At 64.8% G+C, this 25,022-nt stretch carries 17 protein-coding genes and 1 pseudogene; 10 read left to right on the top strand and 8 right to left on the bottom strand.

From position 1 onward, the window contains the following. The first annotated feature begins 64 nt into the window (after window positions 1–64). From IVA91_RS22510 to IVA91_RS22500, 3 genes are read left to right on the top strand one after another with little or no spacing between them, the layout of a single operon-like run. Window positions 65–2,146 carry a M3 family metallopeptidase gene (locus IVA91_RS22510; protein ID WP_247277701.1) on the top strand — a complete coding sequence of 694 codons (2,082 nt, stop codon included), beginning with the start codon at window positions 65–67 and terminating at the stop codon, window positions 2,144–2,146. Continuing rightward, window positions 2,146–2,784, top strand: a complete 639-nt coding sequence (locus IVA91_RS22505) for a DUF1007 family protein (RefSeq protein ID WP_247277700.1) — start codon at window positions 2,146–2,148, stop codon at window positions 2,782–2,784. The genes IVA91_RS22510 and IVA91_RS22505 overlap by 1 nt, the downstream gene beginning before the upstream one ends. Further along, window positions 2,781–3,887, top strand: a complete 1,107-nt coding sequence (locus IVA91_RS22500; protein WP_247277699.1) for a nickel/cobalt transporter — start codon at window positions 2,781–2,783, stop codon at window positions 3,885–3,887. Before IVA91_RS22505 ends, IVA91_RS22500 begins: the two co-directional genes overlap by 4 nt. A gap of 70 nt (window positions 3,888–3,957) precedes the next feature. On the opposite strand, the gene IVA91_RS22495 is transcribed toward IVA91_RS22500, so the two are convergent. Then, window positions 3,958–4,356 carry an MAPEG family protein gene (locus IVA91_RS22495; RefSeq protein WP_247277698.1) on the bottom strand — a complete coding sequence of 133 codons (399 nt, stop codon included), beginning with the start codon at window positions 4,354–4,356 and terminating at the stop codon, window positions 3,958–3,960. 80 nt (window positions 4,357–4,436) lie between these two features. Between IVA91_RS22495 and hemH the strand changes: the two genes are divergently transcribed. The 3 genes from hemH (at window position 4,437) to IVA91_RS22480 (ending at window position 7,155) form a co-directional block, all read left to right on the top strand. Next, complete coding sequence (gene hemH, locus IVA91_RS22490; protein ID WP_247459125.1) at window positions 4,437–5,474, top strand: ferrochelatase; 1,038 nt, start codon at window positions 4,437–4,439, stop codon at window positions 5,472–5,474. 219 nt (window positions 5,475–5,693) lie between these two features. Beyond that, the gene (locus tag IVA91_RS22485) at window positions 5,694–6,695 is read left to right on the top strand and encodes an SPFH domain-containing protein (RefSeq protein WP_247277696.1); all 1,002 of its coding nucleotides are present in this window, start codon (window positions 5,694–5,696) and stop codon (window positions 6,693–6,695) included. 16 nt (window positions 6,696–6,711) lie between these two features. Continuing rightward, window positions 6,712–7,155, top strand: coding sequence for an NfeD family protein (locus tag IVA91_RS22480; RefSeq protein WP_247277695.1), 444 nt, complete (start codon window positions 6,712–6,714; stop codon window positions 7,153–7,155). 174 nt (window positions 7,156–7,329) lie between these two features. On the opposite strand, the gene IVA91_RS22475 is transcribed toward IVA91_RS22480, so the two are convergent. After that, a complete protein-coding gene (locus IVA91_RS22475) occupies window positions 7,330–7,653 on the bottom strand; it encodes a helix-turn-helix domain-containing protein (RefSeq protein WP_247277694.1) in 324 nt (107 codons plus the stop codon). 83 nt (window positions 7,654–7,736) lie between these two features. On the opposite strand from IVA91_RS22475, the gene IVA91_RS22470 reads away from it, so the two are divergent. Continuing rightward, a complete protein-coding gene (locus IVA91_RS22470) occupies window positions 7,737–8,288 on the top strand; it encodes a carboxymuconolactone decarboxylase family protein (RefSeq protein WP_247277761.1) in 552 nt (183 codons plus the stop codon). 159 nt (window positions 8,289–8,447) lie between these two features. On the opposite strand, the gene IVA91_RS22465 is transcribed toward IVA91_RS22470, so the two are convergent. Then, the gene (locus IVA91_RS22465; protein WP_247277693.1) at window positions 8,448–9,455 is read right to left on the bottom strand and encodes a KpsF/GutQ family sugar-phosphate isomerase; all 1,008 of its coding nucleotides are present in this window, start codon (window positions 9,453–9,455) and stop codon (window positions 8,448–8,450) included. Window positions 9,456–9,647: 192 nt separating this feature from the next. Here IVA91_RS22465 and IVA91_RS22460 point away from each other — a divergent pair, with 192 nt between their 5' ends. Continuing rightward, window positions 9,648–11,402, top strand: coding sequence for an outer membrane beta-barrel protein (locus IVA91_RS22460; RefSeq protein ID WP_247277692.1), 1,755 nt, complete (start codon window positions 9,648–9,650; stop codon window positions 11,400–11,402). A gap of 202 nt (window positions 11,403–11,604) precedes the next feature. Here IVA91_RS22460 and IVA91_RS22455 read toward each other — a convergent pair whose 3' ends face one another. Both IVA91_RS22455 and gltB read right to left on the bottom strand, forming a co-directional pair. Continuing rightward, window positions 11,605–13,056, bottom strand: coding sequence for a glutamate synthase subunit beta (locus IVA91_RS22455; protein ID WP_247277691.1), 1,452 nt, complete (start codon window positions 13,054–13,056; stop codon window positions 11,605–11,607). A gap of 155 nt (window positions 13,057–13,211) precedes the next feature. Continuing rightward, on the bottom strand, window positions 13,212–17,945 hold the full coding sequence (gltB, locus tag IVA91_RS22450) for a glutamate synthase large subunit (RefSeq protein ID WP_247277690.1): 4,734 nt from the start codon (window positions 17,943–17,945) through the stop codon (window positions 13,212–13,214). A gap of 489 nt (window positions 17,946–18,434) precedes the next feature. Here gltB and IVA91_RS22445 point away from each other — a divergent pair, with 489 nt between their 5' ends. Next, window positions 18,435–19,217 carry a hypothetical protein gene (locus tag IVA91_RS22445; RefSeq protein WP_247277689.1) on the top strand — a complete coding sequence of 261 codons (783 nt, stop codon included), beginning with the start codon at window positions 18,435–18,437 and terminating at the stop codon, window positions 19,215–19,217. Window positions 19,218–19,356: 139 nt separating this feature from the next. Here IVA91_RS22445 and IVA91_RS22440 read toward each other — a convergent pair whose 3' ends face one another. Together IVA91_RS22440 and IVA91_RS22435 are read right to left on the bottom strand one after the other, a co-directional pair. Next, window positions 19,357–20,127 (bottom strand): alpha/beta hydrolase, encoded by a 771-nt coding sequence (locus IVA91_RS22440; protein WP_247277688.1) that lies wholly within the window; start codon window positions 20,125–20,127, stop codon window positions 19,357–19,359. Window positions 20,128–20,439: 312 nt separating this feature from the next. Next, window positions 20,440–20,907, bottom strand: coding sequence for an Hsp20 family protein (locus IVA91_RS22435; RefSeq protein ID WP_247277687.1), 468 nt, complete (start codon window positions 20,905–20,907; stop codon window positions 20,440–20,442). A 206-nt stretch (window positions 20,908–21,113) separates the two neighbouring features. Here IVA91_RS22435 and IVA91_RS22430 point away from each other — a divergent pair, with 206 nt between their 5' ends. Further along, the gene (locus IVA91_RS22430; protein ID WP_247277686.1) at window positions 21,114–22,061 is read left to right on the top strand and encodes an alpha/beta hydrolase; all 948 of its coding nucleotides are present in this window, start codon (window positions 21,114–21,116) and stop codon (window positions 22,059–22,061) included. A gap of 93 nt (window positions 22,062–22,154) precedes the next feature. Here the strand turns inward: IVA91_RS22430 and IVA91_RS22425 are convergent. Next, window positions 22,155–24,930, bottom strand: a pseudogene (locus tag IVA91_RS22425) (di-heme-cytochrome C peroxidase). Window positions 24,931–25,022: the final 92 nt, after the last annotated feature.

The raw sequence follows: 25,022 nt of genomic DNA, 5'->3' as shown, positions 1-25,022 counted from the left end.
AAAAAAGCCCCATCGCGTGCTATAGCTGGCCACAACAAATTCGGCTCAAAAACCGGGACTTGTGATGTCAGAACTCCGCCAAATTACGGATGCCGAGACCAACCCGCTCCTGAAGGCCTGGGTGACGCCGTTCGCGACCCCGCCTTTCGACGAGATCAAGCCGGAGCATTTCCTGCCCGCCTTCGAGCAGGCCTTCGCCGACCATGCCGCCGAGATCGCGGCGATCACCAACGATCCGGCCGCCCCCGACTTCGCCAACACCATCACGGCGCTGGAGCGCTCGGGCAAGCTCTTGAACAAGGTCGCGGCGGTTTTCTACGACCTCGTCTCGGCGCATTCCAACCCGGCCATCCTGGAGATCGACAAGGAAGTCTCCTTGCGGATGGCGCGGCACTGGAATCCGATCATGATGAACGCCGTGCTGTTTGGCCGCATCGCCCAGCTGCACGAGAACCGCGCCAATCTCGGTCTCACGCCCGAGCAGCTGCGCCTCCTGGAGCGCACCTACACCCGCTTCCACCGCTCCGGCGCCGGCCTCTCCGACGAGGCCAAGACGCGGATGGCAGAGATCAACGAGAGGCTCGCCCAGCTCGGCACCAGCTTCAGCCATCACCTGCTCGGCGACGAGCAGGACTGGTTCCTGGAGCTCGGGGAGGCGGACCGCGAGGGCCTGCCGGAGAGCTTCGTCGCCGGCGCCAAAGCTGCGGCAGAAGAGCGCGGCATGGAAGGCAAGGCCATCGTCACGCTGTCACGCTCCTCGGTCGAATCGTTCCTGAAGAGCTCGGCGCGGCGCGACCTGCGCGAGAAGGTCTACAAGGCCTTCATCGCGCGGGGCGACAACGGCAATTCCAACGACAACAACGCAACCATCGTCGAGATCCTGAAGCTGCGCGAAGAGAGCGCCAAGCTGTTGGGCTACCCGACCTTCGCCGCGTATCGACTCGAAGACTCCATGGCCAAGACGCCGGAAGCGGTGCGGAGCCTATTGGAGCGGGTCTGGACGCCGGCGAGGGCGCGCGCGCTCGCCGACCGCGACGACATGCAGGCATTGATCACGGCCGAAGGCGGCAACTTCAAGCTCGCCCCCTGGGACTGGCGCTTCTACGCCGAGAAGCTGCGTCTTCAGCGTGCCAATTTCGATGACGCTGCGATCAAGCCGTATCTTTCGCTCGACAACATGATCGCCGCCGCCTTCGACTGCGCCACGCGCCTGTTCGGCATCACCTTCGAGGAGCGCAGCGACGTTCCGGTCTGGCACCCGGACGTCCGGGTTTGGGAGGTGAAGGGCAAGGACGGCAAGCACAAGGCGCTGTTCTATGGCGACTACTTCGCCCGGCCCTCGAAGCGCTCCGGCGCCTGGATGACTTCGCTGCGCGATCAGCAGAAGCTCGACGGCGAGGTCGCGCCGCTGGTTCTCAATATCTGCAATTTTGCCAAGGGAGCCGGGGGCGAGCCTTCGCTGCTGTCGCCCGACGACGCCCGCACCCTGTTCCACGAATTCGGCCACGGCCTGCACGGCATGCTCTCCCACGTCACCTATCCTTCGCTGTCGGGCACCTCCGTGTTCACCGATTTCGTCGAGCTGCCGTCTCAGCTCTACGAGCACTGGCAGGAGCGGCCCGAGGTGCTGCAAAAGTTCGCGCGCCACTACCAGACCGGCGAGCCGCTGCCGGACGACCTCCTGCAACGCTTCCTTGCTGCGCGAAAATTCAACCAGGGTTTTGCCACGGTCGAGTTCGTCTCCTCGGCGCTGATCGACCTCGAATTCCACACTCAGCCGGCTTCCGCCGCGCAGGACGTGCGCGCCTTCGAGAGACGCGAGCTGGAGAAGATCGGCATGCCCGAGGAGATCGCGCTGCGTCACCGGCCCACGCAATTCGGCCACATCTTCACCGGCGATCATTATGCCGCCGGCTATTACAGCTACATGTGGTCGGAGGTGATGGACGCCGACGCTTTCGGCGCGTTTGAGGAGGCCGGCGACATCTTCGATCCTTCGGTCGCCAAGCGCCTGCATGACGACATCTACGCCTCGGGCGGATCGGTCGATCCGGAAGCCGCCTACGAGGCCTTCCGCGGCCGCCCGCCGGAGCCGGACGCGCTGCTGCGCCGGCGCGGCCTGCTCTACGCCGCGAAGGCGGCGTGATGGGCATGCGCATCCTTCTCGGTCTGCTGCTCGCCGCCGGCCTGTCGCTCGCAGCGGGGCCGGCGCGCGCGCATCCGCATGTCTGGATCACCGCGACCAGCGAGTTGCTCTACGCGGCCGACGGCACCATCACCGGCGTGCGCCACGCCTGGACCTTTGACGACATGTTCTCGGCCTATGCGGTGCAGGGGCTCGAGAGCAAGACCAAGGGCGCCTATACGCGCGAGGAGCTAACGCCGCTGGCGCAGACCAATGTCGAGTCGCTGAAGGAATACGCCTACTTCACCTTCGCGAAGGCCGACGGCAAGAAGGAACGGTTCCAGGAGCCGGTCGACTACTTCCTCGACTACAAGGATACGGTGCTGACCCTGCACTTCACCTTACCGCTGAAGAACCCCGTCAAGCCCAGGCAGCTGGTGCTCGAAGTATTCGACCGCTCCTTCTTCATCGACTTCCAGATGGCCAAGGACAATCCGGTCAAGCTGGTCGGCGCGCCCGCCGGCTGCCAGATGAAGCTGGAGCGACCGAACGACGGCACCGCGAGTGCGCAGAAGCTCAACGAGCAGACCTTCCTCAATGGCGAGAATTCAAACTTCGGCATGATGTTCGCCAACAAGATCATGGTGGATTGCCCTTGAAGTCGCAACTCTCCGGGTTCGCGCTCGGGCTTCTCACTTGCGCCGCCGTTCTGCTGGTCGTGTCCGTGGCCGACGCCGCGCTCCACGATCTCCTCGCGCAGAATCCGTTCGGCGCGCCGCGCGCCCAGCAGGCGGCGGAGCCTGAAGCCAGCGGCCTCATCGGCTGGCTGTTGGCAAAACAGTCGGAGTTCTATCGCCAGATGTCGGCGACCATCCGCGCCGCGAAGTCCGACGGCTCGGCGGTGTGGACGCTGCTCTTTATCTCGTTTGCCTATGGCATCTTTCACGCCGCCGGCCCCGGCCACGGCAAGGCGGTGATTGCCTCTTATCTCGTCGCCAACCGCGAGACTGCGCGGCGCGGCATCGCGCTGTCGTTCGCCTCCGCGCTGATGCAGTCGCTGGTGGCGATCCTGATCGTCGGCATCTCCGCCTGGATCCTGAATGCGACCGCCAAGACCATGTGCAAGGCCGAAGGCGCGATCGAGATCGCGAGCTATGCCCTGATTGCGCTGTTCGGTCTGCGCCTGGTCTGGGTGAAAGGCGGCGCCTTCATCCGCGCGCTTCAGGTAGCCCAGCCGGTGCCAGCGATGGCAGGCGTGCCGCATGACCATGACCACGGCCATGATGCGGATGATCATCATGGCCACGATCATGATCACCATCACGGTCACAGCCACGCTCGCCATGAGCATGGGCATGGCCACGTCCATGACGAGCACTGCGGTCATTCCCACGGGCCTGCTCCGAGCGAGCTCGCCGGCCCCGGCGGCTGGCGGCGCGGCTTTGCCGCGATCCTCGCCGTCGGTATCCGCCCGTGCTCGGGGGCGATCCTGGTTCTGGTGTTCGCGCTGGCGCAGGGCCTGTTCTGGGCCGGCATCGCCGCGACCCTCCTGATGGGACTGGGCACCGCGATCACGGTCGCGTCCATCGCGGTCGTCGCCGTGTCCGCCAAGGACATCGCGCAGCGCCTCAGCGCAAGACGCGACGGGGGCGGCGCCCTCGTCATGCGCGGCATCGAGTTCGGCGCCGCTGGCCTGGTATTGCTATTCGGCGTCGGCCTGCTGTTCGGCTACATCGCCGCTGAACGGACAACCTGTTTTTAAGCCGCGCTCGCGGGCCCCGGCTCTGCGGAGCAGCGCACAGGGCGCTGCACCGCGTGCGGGGCACGGCACCTTAAACCGGCAGAAACCGCTTCAAGGCCGGCATGAAGAAGATCCCGAGATTGATCGCAAAGCCGATGCTCCAGAGGATCGAGCGCAGCGTCGGGCGGTTGCCGAGATAGGTCAGCACATAGGCGATCCGCACGATCAGGAACAGTGCCGCGAGCTCGTCGATCAGCCGCTGCGGCGAATCCCGGAATTCGGCGAGCAGCACCGCGAAGGCGAAAAACGGGAAGGTCTCGATGCCGTTCAGGTGCGCGCCGAGCGCGCGCTGCGCGAGGGCGTCATCGAAGAAGGCGGGGTCGCGCGGCTGGGAATTGTCGAACGTGCGAAACCTGGCCCATTTGATCGAGACGATCGTTGCAAGGTAAAGCAGCAGCGCTCCCAGGACGCACCATTCCGCGAGTGTCATCTTCCCTCCCGCTTGGGTGCAACCGTAGCCAAATCGGCCTCATCTTGACAAGTTCGGAGCAACGCGCGACCCACGGAGCCATGACCAGCGTCGTTCCCATCGACAGCGCGAAACCGGCAGCTCAATCCGCTCTGCCCCGCGTTGGCGTGCTTCTGATCAACCTTGGAACGCCCGATACTGCTGACGCGCCCGGCGTGCGGGTCTATCTGAAGGAGTTCCTCTCGGATGCCCGCGTCATCGAGGACCAGGGCTTGGTCTGGAAGCTCGTGTTGAACGGGATCATCCTGCGCAGCCGCCCCCGCACCAAGGCGCTGGACTACCGCAAGATCTGGAACAACGAGCGGGACGAGTCGCCGCTAAAGACCATCACGCGCTCGCAGGCCGACAAGCTCGCGATCGCGCTGTCGGATCGCAGTCATGTCGTCGTGGACTGGGCGATGCGCTACGGCAACCCGTCGATCCAGGCGGGCATCGACGCGCTGATCGCAAAAGGCTGCGAGCGCATCCTCGCCGTCCCGCTCTATCCGCAATATTCCGCCTCGACCTCGGCAACCGTCTGCGACGAGGTGTTCCGCGTGCTCGCCCGCCTGCGGGCGCAGCCGACGCTGCGGGTGACGCCGCCTTACTACCAGGATGCGGCCTATATCGAGGCGCTCGCGATCTCGATCCAGACGCATCTGGCGAGCCTGCCGTTCAAGCCGGATCTGATTGTGGCATCCTTCCACGGCATGCCGAAATCCTATGTCGACAAGGGTGATCCATACCAGAACCACTGCATCGCCACGATCGAGGCGCTGCGCCGCCGGCTCGGCATGAACGAGACAACGCTGCTGCTGACCTTCCAGTCGCGCTTCGGCAATGACGAGTGGCTTCAGCCGTATACGGACAAGACCATGGAGCGTTTGGCGAAAGACGGCGTGCGCCGCATCGCGGTGGTGACCCCGGGCTTTGCCGCCGATTGCCTGGAGACGCTGGAGGAAATCGCGCAGGAGAATGCCGAGATCTTCAAACATAATGGCGGCGAGCAGTTTTCCGCGATCCCCTGCCTCAACGACAGCGAACCCGGCATGGACGTGATCCGCTCCCTGGTGCTGCGCGAGCTTCAGGGCTGGATCTGACGTTTACGATGGGGCGGCAAATCTAACGTTTGGCGCTAGGTCCGCGCCGGCATCCTTTCAAGAGCGTTCTCGCAAACACATAATCCTTGCCATTCCCCTTCCGTACGCCTTGTGCAGAATCGCGCCGGTACCGACGTTAGTCGCGACCGCTGAACCGATAGGGTTGCGATACCGACCAATGACAGCGCGGGAAAGGGCCTTTTCCCGTTTGGAGGAGATATGAGCGGTTTCGACATTTTCGCGATTGTTCTGGTGTTGCTCGTCATCGTCACGCTGGTTGCCGGCGTGAAGACGGTGCCGCAGGGCTATGATTGGACTATCGAACGTTTCGGCAAGTACACGCAGACGCTGAGCCCCGGGCTCAATCTGATCGTGCCCTATTTCGATCGCGTCGGGCGCAAGATCAACATGATGGAGCAGGTGATCGACATTCCCGAGCAGGAGGTGATCACCAAGGACAACGCTACGGTGACGGTGGACGGCGTCGCCTTCTATCAGGTGTTCGACGCCGCGAAAGCGAGCTACGAGGTTTCCAACCTCACCCAGGCCATTACCGTCTTGACCATGACCAACATCCGCTCGGTGATGGGGGCTATGGATCTCGATCAGGTGCTTTCGCACCGCGACGAGATCAACGAGCGCCTGCTCCGCGTCGTCGATGCCGCGGTCTCGCCCTGGGGTCTCAAGGTCAACCGCATCGAGATCAAGGACATCGTGCCGCCGGCCGATCTCGTCGAGGCCATGGGCCGGCAGATGAAGGCCGAGCGCGTCAAGCGCGCCGACATTCTCGCCGCCGAAGGCCAGCGCCAGTCGGAAATCCTGCGCGCCGAGGGCGCCAAGCAGGGCCAGATCCTCCAGGCCGAAGGCCGCAAGGAAGCTGCGTTCCGCGACGCCGAGGCCCGCGAGCGGTCGGCTGAGGCCGAGGCCAAGGCAACCCAGATGGTCAGCGAAGCGATTTCGAAGGGCGATGTCGCCGCGCTGAACTATTTCATCGCCGACAAGTATATCAAGGCGTTCGGGCAATTGGCCGATTCGCCAAACCAGAAGGTCATCATGCTTCCGGTCGAAGCGATGAGCATGCTGGGTTCGCTCGCCGGCATCGGCGAGATCGCCAAGGCGACGTTCGGCGAGAGCGCCGCGTCCGCTGCGCTCGCTCGCCGTCCCGGCTCGGTGCCGCCGACCGGTGGCACGCCGCCGGCGGTGCCGCCGCGGCAGGGATAATCAAAGAGGTCGTATCATGGCCGACATGTTGGTATCGCTCGGCACCTGGAATTGGCTGATCTTCGGCTTCATCCTGATGGCGCTGGAGGTGCTGGCGCCGGGCATCTTCCTGTTCTGGCTCGGGCTCGCCGCGCTGCTGGTCGGCCTGATCTCGTTCACTGTCGCCGTGTCCTGGCAGATCCAGCTCGTGATGTTCGCAGTCTTCGCTGCCGCCGCCGTGCCGGTGTGGCGCCGCCTGGCTCGGCCGAAGCCGGACGCCAGCGCCGGCCCCTTCCTCAACAAGCGCACCGAGGCGCTGTTAGGGCGCGAGTTCACGCTGGAGAAACCGATCATTGACGGCGCAGGCACCGTCCGCATCGGCGACACGGTGTGGCGCGTGGCTGGGCCCGATACGCCGGCGGGGACGCGCGTGAAGGTAGTGCAGGTCGACGGCGCGAATCTTACTGTGGCCGCGGCGTAGCTTCCTTACCTCTCCTGGAGGGGGAGGGTCGATCGCGCGCAGCGCGAGCGGGGTGGGGTGATCTCTCCACTCGGGCACTGCCCCCGTGGAGGAACTGTCACCCTGCCCCGCTACGCATTTCGCGGCACTGCATGCGTAGCGACCCTCCCCCTCCAGGGAGGGTAAACAAGAGCGCTACCTTTTCCATCGCTCGGCAAATCGGTGCAATGGCATGAATGTCTCGCACAGCTCGCGTCCGTGCGGCGTCAATGCGTAACCTCCGCCTTCGCCAAGCTCGACGAATCCCGCTGCACGCAGCTCCGTCAGCCGCGCCTGCAGCACCGTCGGCGAGGCTTCGTCGCAGGCGCTGCGCAGCGCGCGCGAGGTGAGGGGCTCGCCGCGCAACTCCCACAATATCCGCAGGCTCCAGCGCCGGCCGAGCAGGTCCAGCAGCGCCATGATCGGCCGCCCGGTGCGCGAGCCGCGGACGCGGCGTTCTGATGCTGGCTGCTTTGCCATATCGGCCTCTTGCGTAGCGCTACAGATAATGTAGCGTATTGCTACGATAATTGTAGCAACGGAAGCAGTCCATGTCTTCTGCCATGTCACCCTCCTCGCCGCGTATCGCGCCCCTCGATCCGCCTTATCCCCCGGAGATCCAGGCGCAGTTCGACCGCATCATGCGCGGCGCACCGCCCCTGGTGCTGTTCAGGGTGATGGCAAGCCACAGCCGCGCCTGGGACAAATTTCGCGCCGGCGGCCTGCTCGATCCCGGCCCGCTGTCCCTCCGCCAGCGCGAGATCATCATCGACCGCACCTGCGCGCTGAACGAATGCGAGTATGAATGGGGGGTGCATGTCGCCATCTTTGCCGGGCCGGCAAAGCTCATGGAGGATGAAGTGCGTGCGACGGTGCTGGGCGATGCCATGTCACCGTGCTGGTCGCCGGCCGAGCAGGCGCTGATTGCGGCCGTCGACGCGCTGCATCATCGTGCGACGCTTGATGACGAGGAGTTCGCCGCGCTGTCCGCGCATTACGACGAGGCGCAGATCCTGGAAATCATGCTGTTGTGCGGCTTCTATCGCACGGTGTCGTATCTGGCGAACGGGCTGCGCTTGCCGCTGGAGGAGAACGCGGCGCGGTTTCCGGCGTAGGTCTCTCCGCCGTCATTGCGCGCCACACCCTCGGTGTCATTCCGGGGCACGCGAAGCGTGAACCCGGAATCCATTGGGCAGAGATCTCGGAGATGAATGGATTCCGGGTTCGCGCCCAAACGGGCGCGCCCCGGAATGACTCCCTGGAGTGTGTGCGCCTTACGCGACGCCCGCCCGCAACAGATCGTGCAGATGCACGATGCCGACCACCTTGCCCGCTTCGGTCACGACCAGCGTTGTGATCTTGCGTGTGTTCAGCACCTCGATCATCTCGGTCGCGAGCATCGACGGCGGCACCGTCTTCGGTTCAGTGGTCATAATCTCATCGACCGACGCAGCCAGCAGGTCGGGCCGCATGTGGCGGCGCAGGTCGCCGTCCGTGATGATGCCGACGGCCTCATCCGCATCATTGACGATACAGACGCAGCCAAGCCCCTTGGCTGACATCTCGACCACGGCCTCCGACATCTTGGTGCCGAGCGGCTTGACCGGAATTTCCGTGCCGGTGCGCATGTAGTCACGGACGAATTTCAGCATCGCCCCCAGCTTTCCGCCGGGGTGGAAATGCGCGAACTCCAGCGCGGTGAAGCCCCGGCCTTCGAGCAGCGCGATCGCGATGGCATCGCCAATCGCCGCCTGCATCAGCGTCGAGGTGGTCGGCGCCAGATTGTGCGGGCAGGCTTCGCGTGCCTTCGGCAACTCGATCACGATGTCGGCGGCCTGGCCCAGTGAGGACGCCGCGCTCGACGTCACTGCGATCATGGGAATCGCAAAGCGCGCCGAATAATTCACGAGGTTCTTCATCTCCGGCTGCTCGCCTGACCAGGACAGCGCCATGATGACGTCGTCGGACGTGATCATGCCGAGATCGCCATGGCCGGCCTCGGCCGCGTGCACGAAGAAGGCGGGGGTGCCGGTCGAGGCCAGCGTCGCCGCGATCTTGCGGCCCATATGGCCTGATTTGCCGAGTCCGGTGACGATGACGCGACCCTTGGCGTTGCGGATCAGGTCCACCGCTCTCGCAAATGTCGCACCCAGCGGGCCGCGCAAGGCGGCGGCGAGCGCGTTGATGCCGCCGCTCTCCGTCTCCAGCGTGCGGAGCGCGGATTCGACGCTATCAGCAATGGAGCCGGATGATGCGGTCATCAGCGGTTTCGAACTCGGCATGTTCAGGTCCAGGGAGGAGGAGCGTTCGCCCGTTGGCACCTGCTTAGCACGCCCGGGCAGGCGAGGCGACGCGCCGGCCAAATCCCTCAACTGGTCATTAACCATAATTGTTTTAACTCCATTAACGATGGTTCCCGCCAAGCGGTGGGAGCTCGTCGTGAAAGTATTTGATTTCGTTGGAGTTCTTCCATCGTGGGGTCGCCTCCAGGCACTGGCCGGAGCAAACGCGCGCATTTCCTGCGCGCCGTATTGCCGTGCCTGATGCTGACGGCCCTCGAGAGTGCACCGGCTCTGGCCCAGAGCCTCACGCCTGATCTGTTCAATCCCAACCGCGGCGGCTTCGCCGCGCCCGAGACGCTGCCGACACGGCGCACCGCCGGCGTGCCGCAGGCGCCTTCGGACGCGCTGCCGACGCTGCCCGATCCCAACGATCCGCGCAGGCGCCAGCAGCCCCCGGCGATCTCGCGCGCCGGCCAAAGCCCGGCCGGTCAGGTCCCGACCTACGGCCTGCCCGCGGCCAACGTCGCGAGCGGCTCCGGCTACGATTCGCTCAACCGCAAGCGGCAGCAGCCAAAACTCTATCCCGGACAGCCGAAGCCGAAGCGCCCCGCCGGCCCCGACTCAAAGGTAGCGCCGGCAACGCCGGAGCGGACGCTCGGCCCGCCGCGCATCGCGCCGCCACCCTCCGAAACCGCGCACAGGACGCCAGTGCCGCCGGCGATGGCCGGCAACGTGCCCGGCCAGCCGCTGCGCCGCCGCCTCAAGCTGGACGAGGATCCGTTCGGCGCGGTGGGCGACTATGCCGGCAGCTTCCTGATCAAGGGCGGGCTCGAGCTCTCCGCCGGCTACGATACAAATCCCGCGCGTCTCAACAGGCCTGTCGGTTCGCCGGCCTATGTGGTCGCGCCTGATCTCCTTGTAGTGTCCGATTGGGAGCGCCACGCGCTGGTCGCCGATCTGCGCGGCTCGTTCTCGGGCTACACCAACAACATGCCGGCGACCATCAACGGCTTCGCCTCGCCGTCGCCGGTCGAGGTCGATCGCCCCGATTTCACCGGCCATGTCGACGGCCGCCTCGACGTCACCCGCGATTTCAAGTTGACCTCGCAGCTCCGCCTGCGGCTCGCCACCGACAATCCCGGCAGCCCGAACGTGCAGGCAGGTCTTCAGAAATTTCCGGTCTACGCCGCCTATGGCGCGACCGTCGGCTTCGACCAGACCTTCAACCGTTTCCAGGTCGCCGCCGGCGCCACCGTCGATCGTACGGCCTACACCGATTCAAAGCTCATCGACGGCTCGACCTTTGCCAATACCGACCGCGAGTTCAACCAATATGGCGGCGTGGGCCGGTTCTCCTACGATCTGAAGCCGGGCCTCAAGCCCTTCCTGGAAATCCAGGGCGACACCCGCGTGCACGACCAGGCCGCCGACCGCAACGGCTACTTCCGCGATTCAAACGGCGGCTATGCCAAGGTCGGCTCCTCCTTCGAGTTCTCGCGCATCCTCACCGGCGAGATCTCGATCGGCTATTCCGCGCGCAACTATGTCGACCCGCGCCTCAGCCAGCTCGCGGGCTTCCTCACCACGGGCTCGCTGATCTGGAATGCGAGCGGCCTGACGACCGTGAAGTTCTTCACCGACACGCAGATCGCCGAGACCACGATCCCGGGCTCTTCCGGCGTCCTGGTGCGCACCTATTCGGCCGAAGTCGACCACGACTTCCGCCGCTGGCTCACCGCCGTGGGCAAGTTCACCTACGGCACGCTCGACTACCAGAACCAGAATCGCAACGACAAGACTTACTCGCTCGAAAGCAATCTGATCTACAAGCTCAACCGCAACATCTGGATCAAGGGCACGCTGCGCCACGACATCCTGGATTCGAACGTCGCGGGGGCGAGCTCGTCGGGGACGGTGGTGATGCTGGGGGTGAGGTTGCAGAATTAGGTAAGACGGGGCGCGTCGTTCGAGGCTACGCTATCTCGTCCCCACTCCGCTGTCATGCCCCCGCGCAGGCGGGGGCATCCAGTACGCCGCGGCGGATGTGGTGAGTGCGTGCCCTCTAAGGAGAGCCTCTGGAATACTGGATCGTCCGCCTCCGCGGACGATGACAGCGTCATTTGAAGCTTGGCTGCTGCGCGAGCCGCGACTACCGCGGCAGATCCGTCTTCCCCATCAGGAACGTATCGATCGACCGGGCGCACAGCCGGCCCTCGCGGATCGCCCAGACCACCAGCGATTGGCCGCGGCGCATGTCGCCGGCGGTGAACACGTTCGGGCGCGAGGTCTGGTAGTCCAGCGTGTTAGCCTTGACGTTGCCGCGACCGTCGAGCTCGACCGCGAGCAGGTTCAAGAGGCCCTCGTGCACGGGATGCACAAAGCCCATCGCGAGCAGGACGAGCTCGGCATCGAGCACGAACTCCGTGCCGGCAATCGGTTTGAACTTGTCGTCGACGCGCACGCAGTGCAGCTTCTTGACCTTGCCGTTCTCGCCCGAGAACTTCTGCGTCAGCACGGCGTATTCGCGGATCGCGCCTTCGGCCTGGCTGGAAGAGGTGCGCATCTTCAGCGGCCAGTTCGGCCAGGTCAGGCCCTTGTTCTCGCGCTCGGGCGGGGCGGGCATGATCTCGAGCTGGGTCACCGAGAGCGCGCCCTGGCGCAGCGAGGTGCCGATGCAGTCAGATCCGGTGTCGCCGCCGCCGATGACGACGACGTGCTTGCCGCCGGCCAGGATCTCCTGGACGCCGCGGAGCGGCTCCTCGGAGACGCGGCGGTTCTGCTGCGGCAGGAAGTCCATCGCGTAGTGAATGCCTTCGAGATCGCGGCCGGGGATCGGCAGGTCGCGCGGAGCTTCGGCGCCGCCGGTCAGCGCGACAGCGTCGTACTCGTTGAGCATCTCGCGCGGATCGACATTGCCGTCGGCGCCGACATGGCTGTTGTAGTGGAAGGTGACGCCTTCGGCTTCCATCTGCTTGACGCGGCGGTCGATGATGCCCTTCTCCATCTTGAAGTCGGGGATGCCGTAGCGGAGCAGGCCGCCGGCCTTGGCGTACTTCTCGAACAGATGCACGTCGTGGCCGGCGCGGGCGAGCTGCTGCGCGCAGGCCATGCCGGCCGGACCCGAGCCGATCACGGCGACCTTCTTGCCAGTCTTGACGGTAGCCACTTCCGGCTTCACCCAGCCATTGTCCCAGGCGCGATCGACGATCGCGCATTCGATGGTCTTGATGGTGACGGGGTTGTCGTCGATGTTGAGCGTGCAGGAGGCTTCACACGGCGCCGGACAGATGCGCCCCGTGAACTCCGGGAAATTGTTGGTCGAGTGCAGGTTGCGCGAGGCTTCTTCCCAGTTGCCCTGGTAAACGAGATCGTTCCAATCCGGGATCTGGTTGTTGACCGGGCAGCCTGGCGTGCCGGGCGCGACCGAGCCTGTGCCGTGACAATAGGGAATGCCGCAGTTCATGCAGCGCGCGGCCTGGTCGCGCACCTCCTTCTCGGAGAGGGGAACGACGAACTCGTGAAAATGCTTCACGCGCTCGGCGACCGGGATGTACTTGCGGTCATGCCGTTCGATTTCAAGAAAACCGGTGATCTTGCCCATTAAACCCGTAGTCCCTGCCGCTTAGTCGTTTGTTCTCTCACTCCTCATCCTGAGGAGCGGCGCCCTTTCGCGCCGCGTCTCGAAGGATGAGGTCCCGGATGGTGGCCTCATGGTTCGAGACGGCGCTCCGCGCCTCCTCACCATGAGGTTATTCTCTACGCCCCGATTGCGATCTTCGGCTCGGCGTCAGCATTGGCGGCCATTTCGCGCAGCGCGCGCCGGTACTCGACCGGCATCACCTTGCGGAATTTAGGCAGCCATTCCTTCCAATTGGCAAGGATGTCGGCGGCGCGCTTGGAGCCGGTCGCTTTGGCATGGCGCGAGATCAGCACGTGCAGCCGCTCGACGTCGGAGGCGAGCAGGTTCTTGAACACGTCGACCCGGCCATGCGCCTCGAGGTCACCGGCGTGGTGATAGGTGCCGGCATTGATCAGCTCTTCCGACAGCACCGGCTCGAGCTCGACCATCGACAGATTGCACAGCCGGTCGAAATCGCCGGCCTCGTCCAGCACGTAGGCGATGCCGCCGGACATGCCCGCCGCGAAGTTGCGCCCGGTCTTGCCGAGCACGACCACGATGCCGCCGGTCATGTATTCGCAGCAATGATCGCCCGCGCCCTCGACCACCGCGACCGCACCCGAGTTGCGCACGGCAAAGCGCTCGCCGGCGATGCCGCGGAAGTAGCATTCGCCTTCGATCGCGCCGTACATCACGGTATTGCCGACGATGATGCTCTCTTCCGGCACGATCGCAGAGTTCCTCGGCGGCTTGACTATGATCTTGCCGCCCGAGAGGCCCTTGCCGACATAGTCGTTGGCCTCACCCTCGAGCTCGAAGGTGACGCCGTTGGCGAGCCAGGCGCCGAAGGCCTGTCCGGCAGTGCCCTTGAGGCTGACATGGATGGTGTCATGCGGCAGGCCGGCATGGCCGTAGATCTTGGCGACCGCACCCGACAGCATGGCGCCGGCGGAACGGTTGGTGCTGTTGATCGCGGCCTCGATCTTCACCGGCGCGCCGCGGTCAAGCGCAGGCGTCGCCTTCTCGATCAGCGTGCGGTCGAGCACGGCCTCCAGATGATGGTTCTGGCGCTCGGAATGATAGATCTTCTGGCCGTTCTCTTCCTTCTGCTTGACGAACAGCTTTGAGAAGTCGAGGCCCTTGGCCTTCCAGTGCGCGACCAGCTTGGTCTGGTCGAGCAGCTGCACCTGGCCGACCATTTCGTTGAAGGTGCGGAAGCCGAGCGAAGCCATGATCTCGCGGACTTCTTCCGCGACGAAGAAGAAGTAGTTGATCACGTGCTCGGGCTGGCCGGTAAAGCGCTTGCGCAGCACCGGATCCTGCGTCGCGACGCCGACCGGACAGGTGTTGAGGTGGCACTTGCGCATCATGATGCAGCCGGCCGCGATCAAGGGCGCGGTGGCGAAGCCGAACTCGTCGGCGCCCAGCAGCGCGCCGATCACGACGTCACGGCCGGTGCGGAAGCCGCCGTCGACCTGGACCACGATGCGGCTGCGCAGCCGCTCGCGCACCAGGGTCTGATGGGTCTCGGCGAGGCCGATCTCCCAGGGCGAGCCGGCGTGCTTGATCGACGTCAGCGGCGAGGCGCCAGTGCCGCCCTCGAAGCCCGCGATGGTGACATGGTCGGCGCGCGCCTTGGCGACGCCCGCGGCGACCGTGCCGACGCCGATCTCGGAGACGAGCTTGACCGAGACGTCGCCCGCCGGGTTGACGTTCTTGAGGTCGTAGATGAGCTGCGCCAGATCCTCGATCGAGTAGATGTCGTGGTGCGGCGGCGGCGAGATCAGGCCGACGCCCGGCGTCGAGTGCCGGACCCTGGCGATGGTCGCGTCGACCTTGTGACCGGGCAGCTGGCCGCCTTCGCCGGGCTTGGCGCCCTGTGCCATCTTGATCTGCATCATGTCGGAGTTGACGAGATACTCCGTGGTGACGCCGAAACGGCCCGAGGCGACCTGCTTGATCGCCGAGCGCATGGAATCGCCGTTCGGCATCGGCTTGAAGCGGTCGGCTTCCTCGCCGCCTTCACCGGTGTTCGACTTGCCGCCGATCCGGTTCATCGCGATCGCGAGCGTGGTATGGGCCTCGCGCGAGATCGAGCCGAAGCTCATCGCACCTGTTGCGAAACGCTTGACGATCTCCTTGGCCGGCTCGACCTGGTCGAGCGGCACCGGCTTGCGCTTCTCCTCCTCCGCGTTCTTGATCCGGAAGAGGCCGCGCAGCGTCAAAAGGCGCTCCGACTGCTCATTGAGGATTTTTGCGAAGGCGCGGTAGCGCTCCTGCGAATTGCCGCGGGCGGCGTGCTGGAGCAGCGACACTGACTCGGCGGTCCATGCATGGTCCTCGCCGCGGCTGCGATAGGCGTATTCGCCGCCGACGTCGAGCGCGGTCTTGTAGACCTGCGCCTCGCCGAACGCGTCGGCATGGCGGCGTACCGCTTCTTCGGCGATCTCGGAAAGACCGACGCCCTCGACGCGGGTGTGCGTGCCGGCGAAGAACTTTGCGACGAAGTCCGCCTTGAGGCCGACTGCGTCGAAAATCTGCGCGCCGCAATAGGACTGGTAGGTCGAGATGCCCATCTTGGACATCACCTTGAGCAGGCCCTTGCCGATCGACTTGATGTAGCGCTTGACGATCTCGTAGTCGTCGAGCGAGCCGGGCAGGCGGTCCTTCATCGCGATGATGGTCTCGAACGCGAGGTAAGGATTGATCGCTTCGGCGCCGTAGCCTGCAAGGCAGGCAAAGTGATGCACTTCGCGCGGCTCGCCGGATTCGACGACGAGGCCGACCGAGGTGCGCAAGCCGGTGCGGATCAGGTGGTGATGCACGGCGGCGCAGGCCAGCAGCGACGGGATCGGCACCCGGTCGGTGCCGACCATGCGGTCGGACAGGATGATGATGTTGACGCCCTCGCGCACCGCGCTCTCAGCGCGCGCGCAGAGCTCGTCGAGCACCTGATCCATGCCGGCCGCCCCGAGGCCAGCGTGGAATGTGGTGTCGAGCGTGCGCGACTTGAAGTGCGACTCGGCGACCTCGGAGATCGAGCGGATCTTTTCAAGGTCCGCGTCGGTCAGGATCGGCTGGCGCACTTCGAGGCGCTTGGTCGTGGCCATGCCTTGCAGATCGAACAGGTTCGGCCGGGGCCCGATGATTGAGACGAGGCTCATCACCAGCTCTTCGCGGATCGGGTCGATCGGCGGGTTGGTGACCTGCGCAAAGTTCTGCTTGAAGTAGGTGAACAGCGGCTTGGCCTTGTCCGACAGCGCCGAGATCGGCGTGTCGTTGCCCATCGAGCCCGCGGCTTCCTCGCCTGTGGCCGCCATCGGCGTCATCAGGATGGTGATGTCTTCCTGGCTGTAGCCGAACGCCTGCTGGCGATCGAGCAGCGACAGGTTGGAGCGCACGCCGGTGGTCGGCACCTTCGGCAACTCCTCCAGCACGATCTGGGTCCGCTCCAGCCACTCCTTGTAGGGATGGCTCTTGGCAAGCTCGGCCTTGATCTCGTCGTCGGGAATCAAGCGGCCCTGTTCGAGGTCGACCAGCAGCATCTTGCCCGGCTGCAAGCGCCACTTGGTGATGATCTGGTCCTCGGGGATCGTCAGCACGCCCATCTCGGACGCCATCACGATGCGGTCGTCTTTGGTCACCAGATAGCGCGCCGGCCGCAATCCGTTGCGGTCGAGCGTGGCGCCGATCTGGCGGCCGTCGGTGAAGGCGATCGCGGCGGGGCCATCCCACGGCTCCATCAGCGCGGCGTGATATTCGTAGAAGGCGCGGCGCTTCTCATCCATCAAGGGATTGCCGGCCCACGCCTCCGGAATCATCATCATGACGGCGTGCGGCAGTGAGTAGCCGCCCTGCACCAGAAATTCGAGCGCGTTGTCGAAGCAGGCGGTGTCCGACTGTCCCTCATAGGAGATCGGCCAGAGCCGGTTGATGTCCTTGCCGTAGAGCTCGGAGCTCACCGAGGCCTGGCGCGCCGCCATCCAGTTGACGTTGCCGCGCAGCGTGTTGATCTCGCCGTTATGCGCGATCATGCGATAGGGATGCGCCAGCGACCAGGCCGGGAAGGTGTTGGTCGAGAAGCGCTGGTGAACGAGTGCCAGCGCGCTCTCGAAGTCCTTCTCGTGCAAATCGGGATAGTACTTGCCGAGCTGGTCGGCGAGGAACATGCCCTTGTAGATCACAGTGCGGCAGGACATCGAGCAGGGGTAATAGCCCGCAAGTCCGCGGTCGCGGCGCTGGTAGATCGCCTGCGAGATCGACTTGCGCAGGATGTAGAGCCGGCGCTCGAATTCGTCCTCGGTCTTGGCGGTGCCGTTGCGGCCGATGAACACCTGCATGCAGGCCGGCTCGGTCGGCTTCACGGTGATGCCTAGCGAGGAATTGTCGGTCGGCACGTCGCGCCAGCCGAGCAGCGTCAGGCCCTCTTCCTTGATTTGGTCGGCGATGATGCTCTTGATGACGTTGCGCCAGGCGGTGTCGCGCGGCATGAACAGCGCGCCGATGGCATATTCGCCCGGATTCGGCAGCGCGAAGCCGAGCTCCTTCGCCTTGCGGCTGAAGAAGGCGTGCGGGATCTGCACCAGGATGCCGGCACCGTCACCGGCGCGCGGATCGGCGCCGACGGCGCCGCGATGCTCGAGGTTGCAGAGGATGCTCAGCGCGTCCGCGACGATCTCGTGCGACTTCTTGCCCTTGATGTTGGCGATGAAGCCGACGCCGCAGGAGTCCTTCTCCAGGCTCGGATCGTACAGGCCTTCGGCTTCAGGGCGCGAATTGTGTTCCTGAATCGGATCGGTCGTTTTCGAGGCGACCGTCGCCGACAGCTGTTCTGCCACGATGTTTGCGCGCCCGAATTGCGACCCGTTCATTGTCCTGTCCTCTCCATGCGGCAAGCTGCCTCACCGCCATCTTCGGCGCACCTTGGGCGTTCCGCGGCACCCGCCTCTGGGTCACCGCTCGTCCGCTAGCGAGCCGCATTTTCTTAAATTCAGGCCTAGGCGTTCTTCGTCCCCGAGAACGGCTTTGCCTGGTACCTTCCCGGCGCTCGAGAGCACCGCTTTCGCTGCAATCCCCATGCCGGGGACCGCAAGCAAAATTGAGACAGCTTTCCTGTCCTAACCATCACCTTGCCAAATTTTTGTCTAGCACACAAGCGCGCACAAGTCCCGATTCCCGAGGTGTCAATTCCCGCTTTCCGTAGGCCGGCAGCCCCGGTTTTGAAGCAAACGTGCCCCGATCCGGCCCCGCGGGCGCCGAAATCCCGAATGAAGCTTCGGATCAACCCTTCGGAAGGCGCGCCACGCCGCGCGAAGCGAAAGAGGGCCGCCGTCGGGGGGCCTGACAGGAGCGTCTCGACCATGAAGTTTTTCACAGGATGTGTGGCTGCCGCCGCGCTGGCGCTGGCCGCAAGTGCGGGGCATGCGCAGGCTCCTCCGAACGGTATCGGGAGAGGGGGCGTTATCGCAGTGTCGGATTTCGACGGACCCTATGCGCCGCCGGAGGCCGCGCCGCCACCGCCGCCGCGTTACGGCTATGGCTACGGCTCCGAGGGGCGCGGTCCGGCCCCGGTGCTGCTGCCGTCGACCGAGGTCTATGCGGTGCTGCGCGAAAACGGCTTCTCGCCGCTCGGCATCCCGCGCCTGCGCGGCAGCGTCTACACCATCGCAGTGATCGACCATCGCGGCGACGATGGCCGGCTGGTGATCGACGCCCGCGACGGACGGATCATCCGCTTCATGCGCGCCAGTGACGCCTACGGCATGGCGCCCGCCTATGACGAGCACGCGGTCGCGCCTTACGGCCCGCAAAGCGCGCTCCCGCCGCCGACGGTGATCCGCAGCGGCCCGCCGCGCCCGCCGGCTTCGATTCCGCATGTCGCCAGCCGCACGGTGCCGATGCCCAAGGCTGCCCCGCGGCGCGGGGCGACGCCGGTGGCCGCGGCGAAGCCGGCCGAACCCGCGCGGCAGGAGGCTCAGGCGCCGCCGCCGGTACAGGCACGGCCCGCGCAGCAGACCACTGCCGTGGCCGCAAAGCCTGCCGAGGCCGCTCCGCAGGCGGCCCCGCCAACCGTCGCTCAGGCCAAGCCGGCGCCGGCGATCATGCCGACCCAGGAGATGCCGGCCGCACAGGGCCTGGATTAGCGAGCTGCTGCTTGACGCGACGGCCCGTCTTAAATTCCTCGGTGTCGTCCTGGCTTTCACCAGGACGCTGCGGAGAGATGTGGGCAAAAATGAAAGGCGCCCGACAATCTCGGGCGCCTTTGCATCAGGCCATCGTTCCTCAGCTATGCCCATACCCCGCCGCGTTCAGGATCAGCTTCGCCACTTCCCTCGGATGCGACACCAGCGAGAGGTGGCCGGCATCGAGCTCGATCGTGGTGGCGTTCATGCGCTTGGCGAGGAAACGTTCGAGATCGGGATTGATGGTGTAGTCGTTCTTCGACACCGCGTACCAGGCCGGCTTGCTGTGCCATGCAGCTTCCGTGGTGCGGCCGGCGAAGATTGAGGCTGCGGTTGGCCATTGCACCGCGTAGAGCTCCTTGGCCTGCTCCGACTTCACGCCATTGGCGAAATATTTCAGGAAGGCGTCTTCCGAGAGTTTTGTGTAGCCGTCGCGCTCGACAATGCCTGCGCGGGCAGGTCCCGCCGGAAACTGCTTGGACAGCGCGACGAAATCCTCGTTCGCGTCGGGAGCACGTGCAGCGACATAGACGAGGCCGGTGACCTTCGGGTCAGTGCCGACCTGGCTGATCACGGTGCCGCCCCAGGAATGCGCGACCAGCACGGTCGGTCCGTCCTGTTCAGCCAGTACGCGCTTGGTCGCGTCGACCGAGTCCGCAAGCGACGACAGCGGATTCTGCACGGCGGTCACGTGCAGGCCTGCGGCCTGGAGGATCGGGATCACCTCCGACCAGCTCGAGCCGTCGGCCCAGGCGCCGTGCACCAGCACGACGTTGTTGGCTTTCACTGTTTGCGGTGTCTGCGCGTCGGCAAGGCGGATGGGGGCCGCTAAAAGGCTCGCGGCGACGAAAAGGCTGCGCCAGAGTGTCATGATCGTTTTCCGTCTCGTTTTGGTTTCGATGACCATAGGACGGAGGGAGGGGTGGCCGCGTTACGCGACTTCACTGCTCTGTGATGCGGTGCAATAGCGGCACAGAAACGGTGTCGTGGCGAAGGCCAGAACCCATACCGCGAGGTCTATCGGCCGAAGTGAGGTGTTCGTGCCGGAGGCGAGTCTTCGCCAATCGTCTCGCTGGGGTGTGGGTCGTCGCCTTCGCCAGAACGACGGCGGGAGGCGCGATCACGAACGAAAAAAACGCCCCGGGGCACCGGGGCGTTCTCGCAACTTGGAAGTGACGTGCCTTTACGCGGCGGCTTGCGCGGAGCTCTCGATCACCTGCGCCTTCGGGGCGCTGGTGTTGATCGCGATCTGGCGCGGCTTCTTGGCCTCGGGAATCTCGCGTACGAGGTCGACGTGAAGCAGGCCATTCTCGAGCGAGGCGTCCTTCACCTGCACGAAGTCGGCAAGCTGGAAGGCGCGCTCGAAGGCACGCGCGGCGATGCCGCGGTAGAGCACTTCGGATTGCGAGTTCTCGTTGGCGACTTTCTCGCCCTTGATCGTCAGCGTGTTTTCCTTCGCGACGATGGAGAGCTCATCCTTGGCGAAGCCAGAGACCGCAACGGTGATGCGGTAGGCGTTCTCGCCGGTGCGCTCGATGTTGTAGGGGGGATAACCGGGGCTGCCGTCCGATGTTGCCTGGTCGAGCAGGCTGAAGAGGCGGTCGAAGCCGACGGTGGAACGATAGAACGGGGTGAGATCATAGCTACGCATGGTCAAGTCCTCCATAGAGCGACTGTTGGGTAACCCGCCCGCCAATCGGGCCGGGCTTTCGTCTGTGTGCAGCCTGATGTTCCGGTTCCGAAACACTGGTAGCGGCCTGCACGAAAATGATATGGGTGGAACGAGACGGCGTTCAAGAGGGCGGCATTTGCGCCTTTTCGGCGCTTTAGCCCCTTGATTTGCAGTACTTCCCGCCTATGACGCTGGTCTCGATCCCGTCCAATCCCGTCCCCGAAAACGTCGTCAGCGGCACCATCAAGACCCCCGATGGCGCCGAGTTGCGCTTTGCGCGCTGGGCGCCGCCGGCGGGCCGCAAGGGCACGGTCTGCGTCTTCACCGGGCGCAGCGAGCAGATCGAGAAATATTTCGAGACGGTCCGGGATTTGCGCGACCGCGGCTTTGCGGTGGCGATGATCGACTGGCGCGGACAGGGCCATTCCTCGCGCCGCCTGCGCGATCCGCGCAAGGGCTATGTGCGCGACTTCGCCGATTTCGAGGTGGACGTCGAGACCTTCGTGCAGCAGGTGGTGTTGCCGGATTGCCCGCCGCCGTTCTTTGCGCTCGCCCATTCCATGGGCGGCACGGTGCTGCTGCGGGTCGCGCATGCCGGCAAGCGCTGGTTCGACCGCATGGTGCTGTCGGCGCCGATGATCGACCTGCCTGGCCGCACCACGTCGTTTCCGGCCCGCGCGCTCATAAAGACGATGCGCCTGTTCGGGCAGGGCAGCCGTTATGTCCCCGGCGGCAGCAGCCGCATCACCGGGCTCGATCCCTTCATCAACAATCCCTTGACCAGCGATCCCGTGCGCTATGCGCGCAATGTCGCGATCCTGGAGGAGGATCCGACGCTGGGGCTGGCGTCCCCGACGGTGGCCTGGGCCGACGCTGCCTTCAGCGCGATGCAAACCTTCAAGCGCGTGAAATATCCGTCAGAGATCCGCCAGCCAATCCTGATGCTGGCGGCCTCCAGCGACACCGTGGTCTCCACCGCTGCGATCGAGGAGTTCGCCTATCATTTGCGCGCCGGCTCGCATCTCGTCATCGCGGGCTCGAAGCACGAGATACTCCAGGAGCAGGACCGTTACCGCTCCCAGTTCTGGGCCGCCTTCGACGCCTTCGTGCCGGGCACGCCGCTGTTCAAGTGAGAGCCCTGGTTCCGCAAGAGTGGTGTGGACCTGCAGAGAATCCTCATCCTCCGTTATTGCGAGGAGCTCTTGCGACGAAGCAAATGGCGGTGCTCACAGCGTCTTCAAATACTCGATCAAATCGTAGCGCTCGGCATCGTCCTTGAACGCGCGGCCGATGACGCCGGGGCGCTTCGGATCGCCTTCCTTGCGCTCGAAGGAATGGCCGAGCACGCTGTTGCCCTGGATCGGCTTGCCGTCCGATCCCGTCGCAGAGAATTCCGTTTCGCCGGTCTTGCAACGCTCGTTGTCGGTGACTGCAAAACCGACGGTCTCGGGATCATAGTCGCGGCGGCCCATGCAGAATTTTTGCGGGCGCTCGCCCGCCGGCTTCAGCAACCAATACAGTGAAGGTACCGAACCGTTGTGCAGGTAAGGTGCGGTGGCCCAGATGCCGTTCAGTGGCCGCGCGCGATAGCGCGGATCAGGCGCGGGATTGAGACAGTTCTTGCGCGCGAGATTCCATAATTTCGCCCGCTCGGCCTCCGGCATCTTCTCGTCGTCCATCCATTTGCGGGCGACGAGATCGACCACCGTCATCAGGCCGAGCGCATAGATCATCTCGTTGGGCGAGGTGCTTGCGGTCGGGATGTCGCATTGCCACCATTTCTGGAGATCGGCCGTGTTCACCTTCAGGAAGCCGGGCACATCGACGGTCCTCTTGCTGAGGACAAGGGACTGTTCGGGATCCGTCTTGATCTCGTCGAGGGGGATCGTCACCGCGTTCAGGACCTTGCTGTCGCCGCTCGGCTCCCAATGCTTCGATGACCAGAAGGCCGGGCTGTCGACGGCGGGCAGATGGCATCCGGAGCACATCTCGGTGTAGATCGCACGGCCGCGTTCGACGCGATCAGGCTTCAGCCTCCAGGCATCGCCGAGGATCTGCGAGGGCCATTTCGGCGCGAGCAGGCCGCCGAACTTCGGACCGGAGGAAGGATCGGCGGCCTTGAACGGATCGGGGCCTCTCAGCAAGTCCTCGATCCAGCCGAGTGTCGTGATGTTCACCGAGGAGCGCCACAGCCTGTCCTCTGGATAGGCATCGGACAGGTTAAGCAGGGCCGTCACGCCGAGGGCTTCGCCGGCGTTGCGGATCAGCGGCTGCTCGATCGAGGCGTCGTACTGGGCGAACTTGAACCACGGCACGGTCCAGATCGCGGGGTAGCTGACCGGCGCGTCCTGGGCGTGCAGGTTCTTCTCGAATCCCTTGACGCCGCTCAGAGCGAGATCTTGCGAAAAGACCTGATTGCCGATGCGGTTGAGGGCATCGAGCCGGCCGAACCCTTCCTCGGTATCCTTCTGCTGCTTGCCGTCCCAGGTTGTCTTGCCTTCGATCGTTTGTTGCTGGGTTTTTGCCCAATCGATCAGGAAGGTGCCGATCGTGCTGAGCTTCTGCTTGAGCGCGGCGCGGTCCGTCTTGCTGGCCTCAGCGCCGAGCACGCGATCGGCGAAGCGTTGAAAGCGGAACGGAACGTGCAGCGTGTAGGCGATCGACAGGCCGGTCGCGAGCTCGAGCTTCTTCAGGTCGGTCATCGCCGGACCGCCGTCGAAGCGGACGTCGACGTCCTGATAATGGATCTGGCCGGTATGACAGGCCGCGCAGGTCAGCCCGATCTTATCCTCTTCGCGGCGGCCCCGTCGCGGGATCGACGACACCGGTCATCCGCGCGAAGCCAACCGGCAGGCCGTCGACGTTCTCCGTCGGCGTCCATCTCGTCGACCAGTCCGACACCGGCGTCGTTTCGTAGACATTGGCGTAGCCGAACCGGCGCAGCGTCGCCGTGTCGGTCAGGATCGACTGCGGGCTCGGGATGAAGCCGAAGCGCTCGAGATAGGCGCTGTCCTTCATCATGCCCGGCTTCGAGAACAGATGAAGGCGCGGCTGCTCCAGCGCCACGAACCACTCATAGGGCACCGGGAAGGTCGCAGTGCCTTGGCTGGCATGGTGGAACCAGTGCCGGTCCTTCAACGACCAGTTTTGCTCAAGCCAATAGGCCGCTTTCGTCTCCGGCAGCTGCGGCAACGGTGGCGGCAGAAGATTCACGAGAATGCCCTTCTGCGGCAGCAAGGCGCGGACCTGGTTGGGGAATTCGGCGACCGCGACGAGGGCGAGGAGACCGAGACCGATCACGACCGCTGTGAGCGCGACCGTCCAACGAAAGCCGAGCTGGCAGGCCGACAGCAGCGGCTGCGACACGATCCGCTGGTTGATACGGTCCGGGAATTTGCGCTGCTCGAACAGCGTGCGCACGTCGGCCACGCTGAGATAACGCTCCTCGCCCTTCTTACCCTTGCCCATGATCTTCAGGAGGATGGGCCATTCGAACTTCATCAGCAGCGGGTCGTACCAGCGTGCGGCGCTGCCGGCGCGCTGAAGGTTGTCGTGCATGAAGGTCTTGATTTCGACGGCGTTGAGGCCAACCTCGCCGATGCCGGTGTTGGGATCGGTGTAGGTCCGGCCGAAGCTCGCGAGCCGCGCGATCTCGTCCTCGTTGACCTTGCCGTCAACGCCGAGGATGCGCGAGCCGGCGCCGCGCTTGTCGAGCGGACCGCCGCGCAACGCGTCGAGCTGCGGGCCCGACCAGATGGTCTTCAGGATGTGACTGATACCGTTGGCGATGAGCGCAACGCCGCGAACCTGGATGCGGGCCGATATCTTCTTCACCCCCGTCTCGCCGCTCGCATTCGCAATGGTCTGCGATAGCGTGTTGAGCGGGACGGTCTCGCCGTCGATGAAGCCTTCGCCGACGAGGCCGCGAAGGAACGGACAGGGATTATTTGGCGAAACCTGGATCGAAGGGTCAAAGGGCGGCTTCGAAGCGGCGTGATGCATGGCCCAAATCCGAATCGTGAAAAAGCAGGCGCGCCGTTAGAGCGCGAAAGTTTTAACAAACCGACAGCACGATATACGACTTCAGCGTGTGA

Origin of the sequence: Bradyrhizobium sp. 153 (assembly GCF_023073835.1) — a bacterium.
Taxonomy (GTDB): domain Bacteria; phylum Pseudomonadota; class Alphaproteobacteria; order Rhizobiales; family Xanthobacteraceae; genus Bradyrhizobium.
Note: the sequence above shows the minus strand (reverse complement) of the source record. Positions and strands in the feature narration are given on the sequence as shown.

Bases quoted from the DNA above. Each gene is read 5' to 3' on its own strand.
- IVA91_RS22510 (WP_247277701.1), top strand. From the start codon at position 65: ATGTCAGAACTCCGCCAAATTACGGATGCCGAGACCAACCCGCTCCTG.
- IVA91_RS22505 (WP_247277700.1), top strand. From the start codon at position 2,146: ATGGGCATGCGCATCCTTCTCGGTCTGCTGCTCGCCGCCGGCCTGTCG.
- IVA91_RS22495 (WP_247277698.1), bottom strand. From the start codon at position 4,356: ATGACACTCGCGGAATGGTGCGTCCTGGGAGCGCTGCTGCTTTACCTT.
- hemH (WP_247459125.1), top strand. From the start codon at position 4,437: ATGACCAGCGTCGTTCCCATCGACAGCGCGAAACCGGCAGCTCAATCC.
- IVA91_RS22485 (WP_247277696.1), top strand. From the start codon at position 5,694: ATGAGCGGTTTCGACATTTTCGCGATTGTTCTGGTGTTGCTCGTCATC.
- IVA91_RS22480 (WP_247277695.1), top strand. From the start codon at position 6,712: ATGGCCGACATGTTGGTATCGCTCGGCACCTGGAATTGGCTGATCTTC.
- IVA91_RS22475 (WP_247277694.1), bottom strand. From the start codon at position 7,653: ATGGCAAAGCAGCCAGCATCAGAACGCCGCGTCCGCGGCTCGCGCACC.
- IVA91_RS22470 (WP_247277761.1), top strand. From the start codon at position 7,737: ATGTCACCCTCCTCGCCGCGTATCGCGCCCCTCGATCCGCCTTATCCC.
- IVA91_RS22465 (WP_247277693.1), bottom strand. From the start codon at position 9,455: ATGCCGAGTTCGAAACCGCTGATGACCGCATCATCCGGCTCCATTGCT.
- IVA91_RS22455 (WP_247277691.1), bottom strand. From the start codon at position 13,056: ATGGGCAAGATCACCGGTTTTCTTGAAATCGAACGGCATGACCGCAAG.
- gltB (WP_247277690.1), bottom strand. From the start codon at position 17,945: ATGAACGGGTCGCAATTCGGGCGCGCAAACATCGTGGCAGAACAGCTG.
- IVA91_RS22445 (WP_247277689.1), top strand. From the start codon at position 18,435: ATGAAGTTTTTCACAGGATGTGTGGCTGCCGCCGCGCTGGCGCTGGCC.
- IVA91_RS22440 (WP_247277688.1), bottom strand. From the start codon at position 20,127: ATGACACTCTGGCGCAGCCTTTTCGTCGCCGCGAGCCTTTTAGCGGCC.
- IVA91_RS22435 (WP_247277687.1), bottom strand. From the start codon at position 20,907: ATGCGTAGCTATGATCTCACCCCGTTCTATCGTTCCACCGTCGGCTTC.
- IVA91_RS22430 (WP_247277686.1), top strand. From the start codon at position 21,114: ATGACGCTGGTCTCGATCCCGTCCAATCCCGTCCCCGAAAACGTCGTC.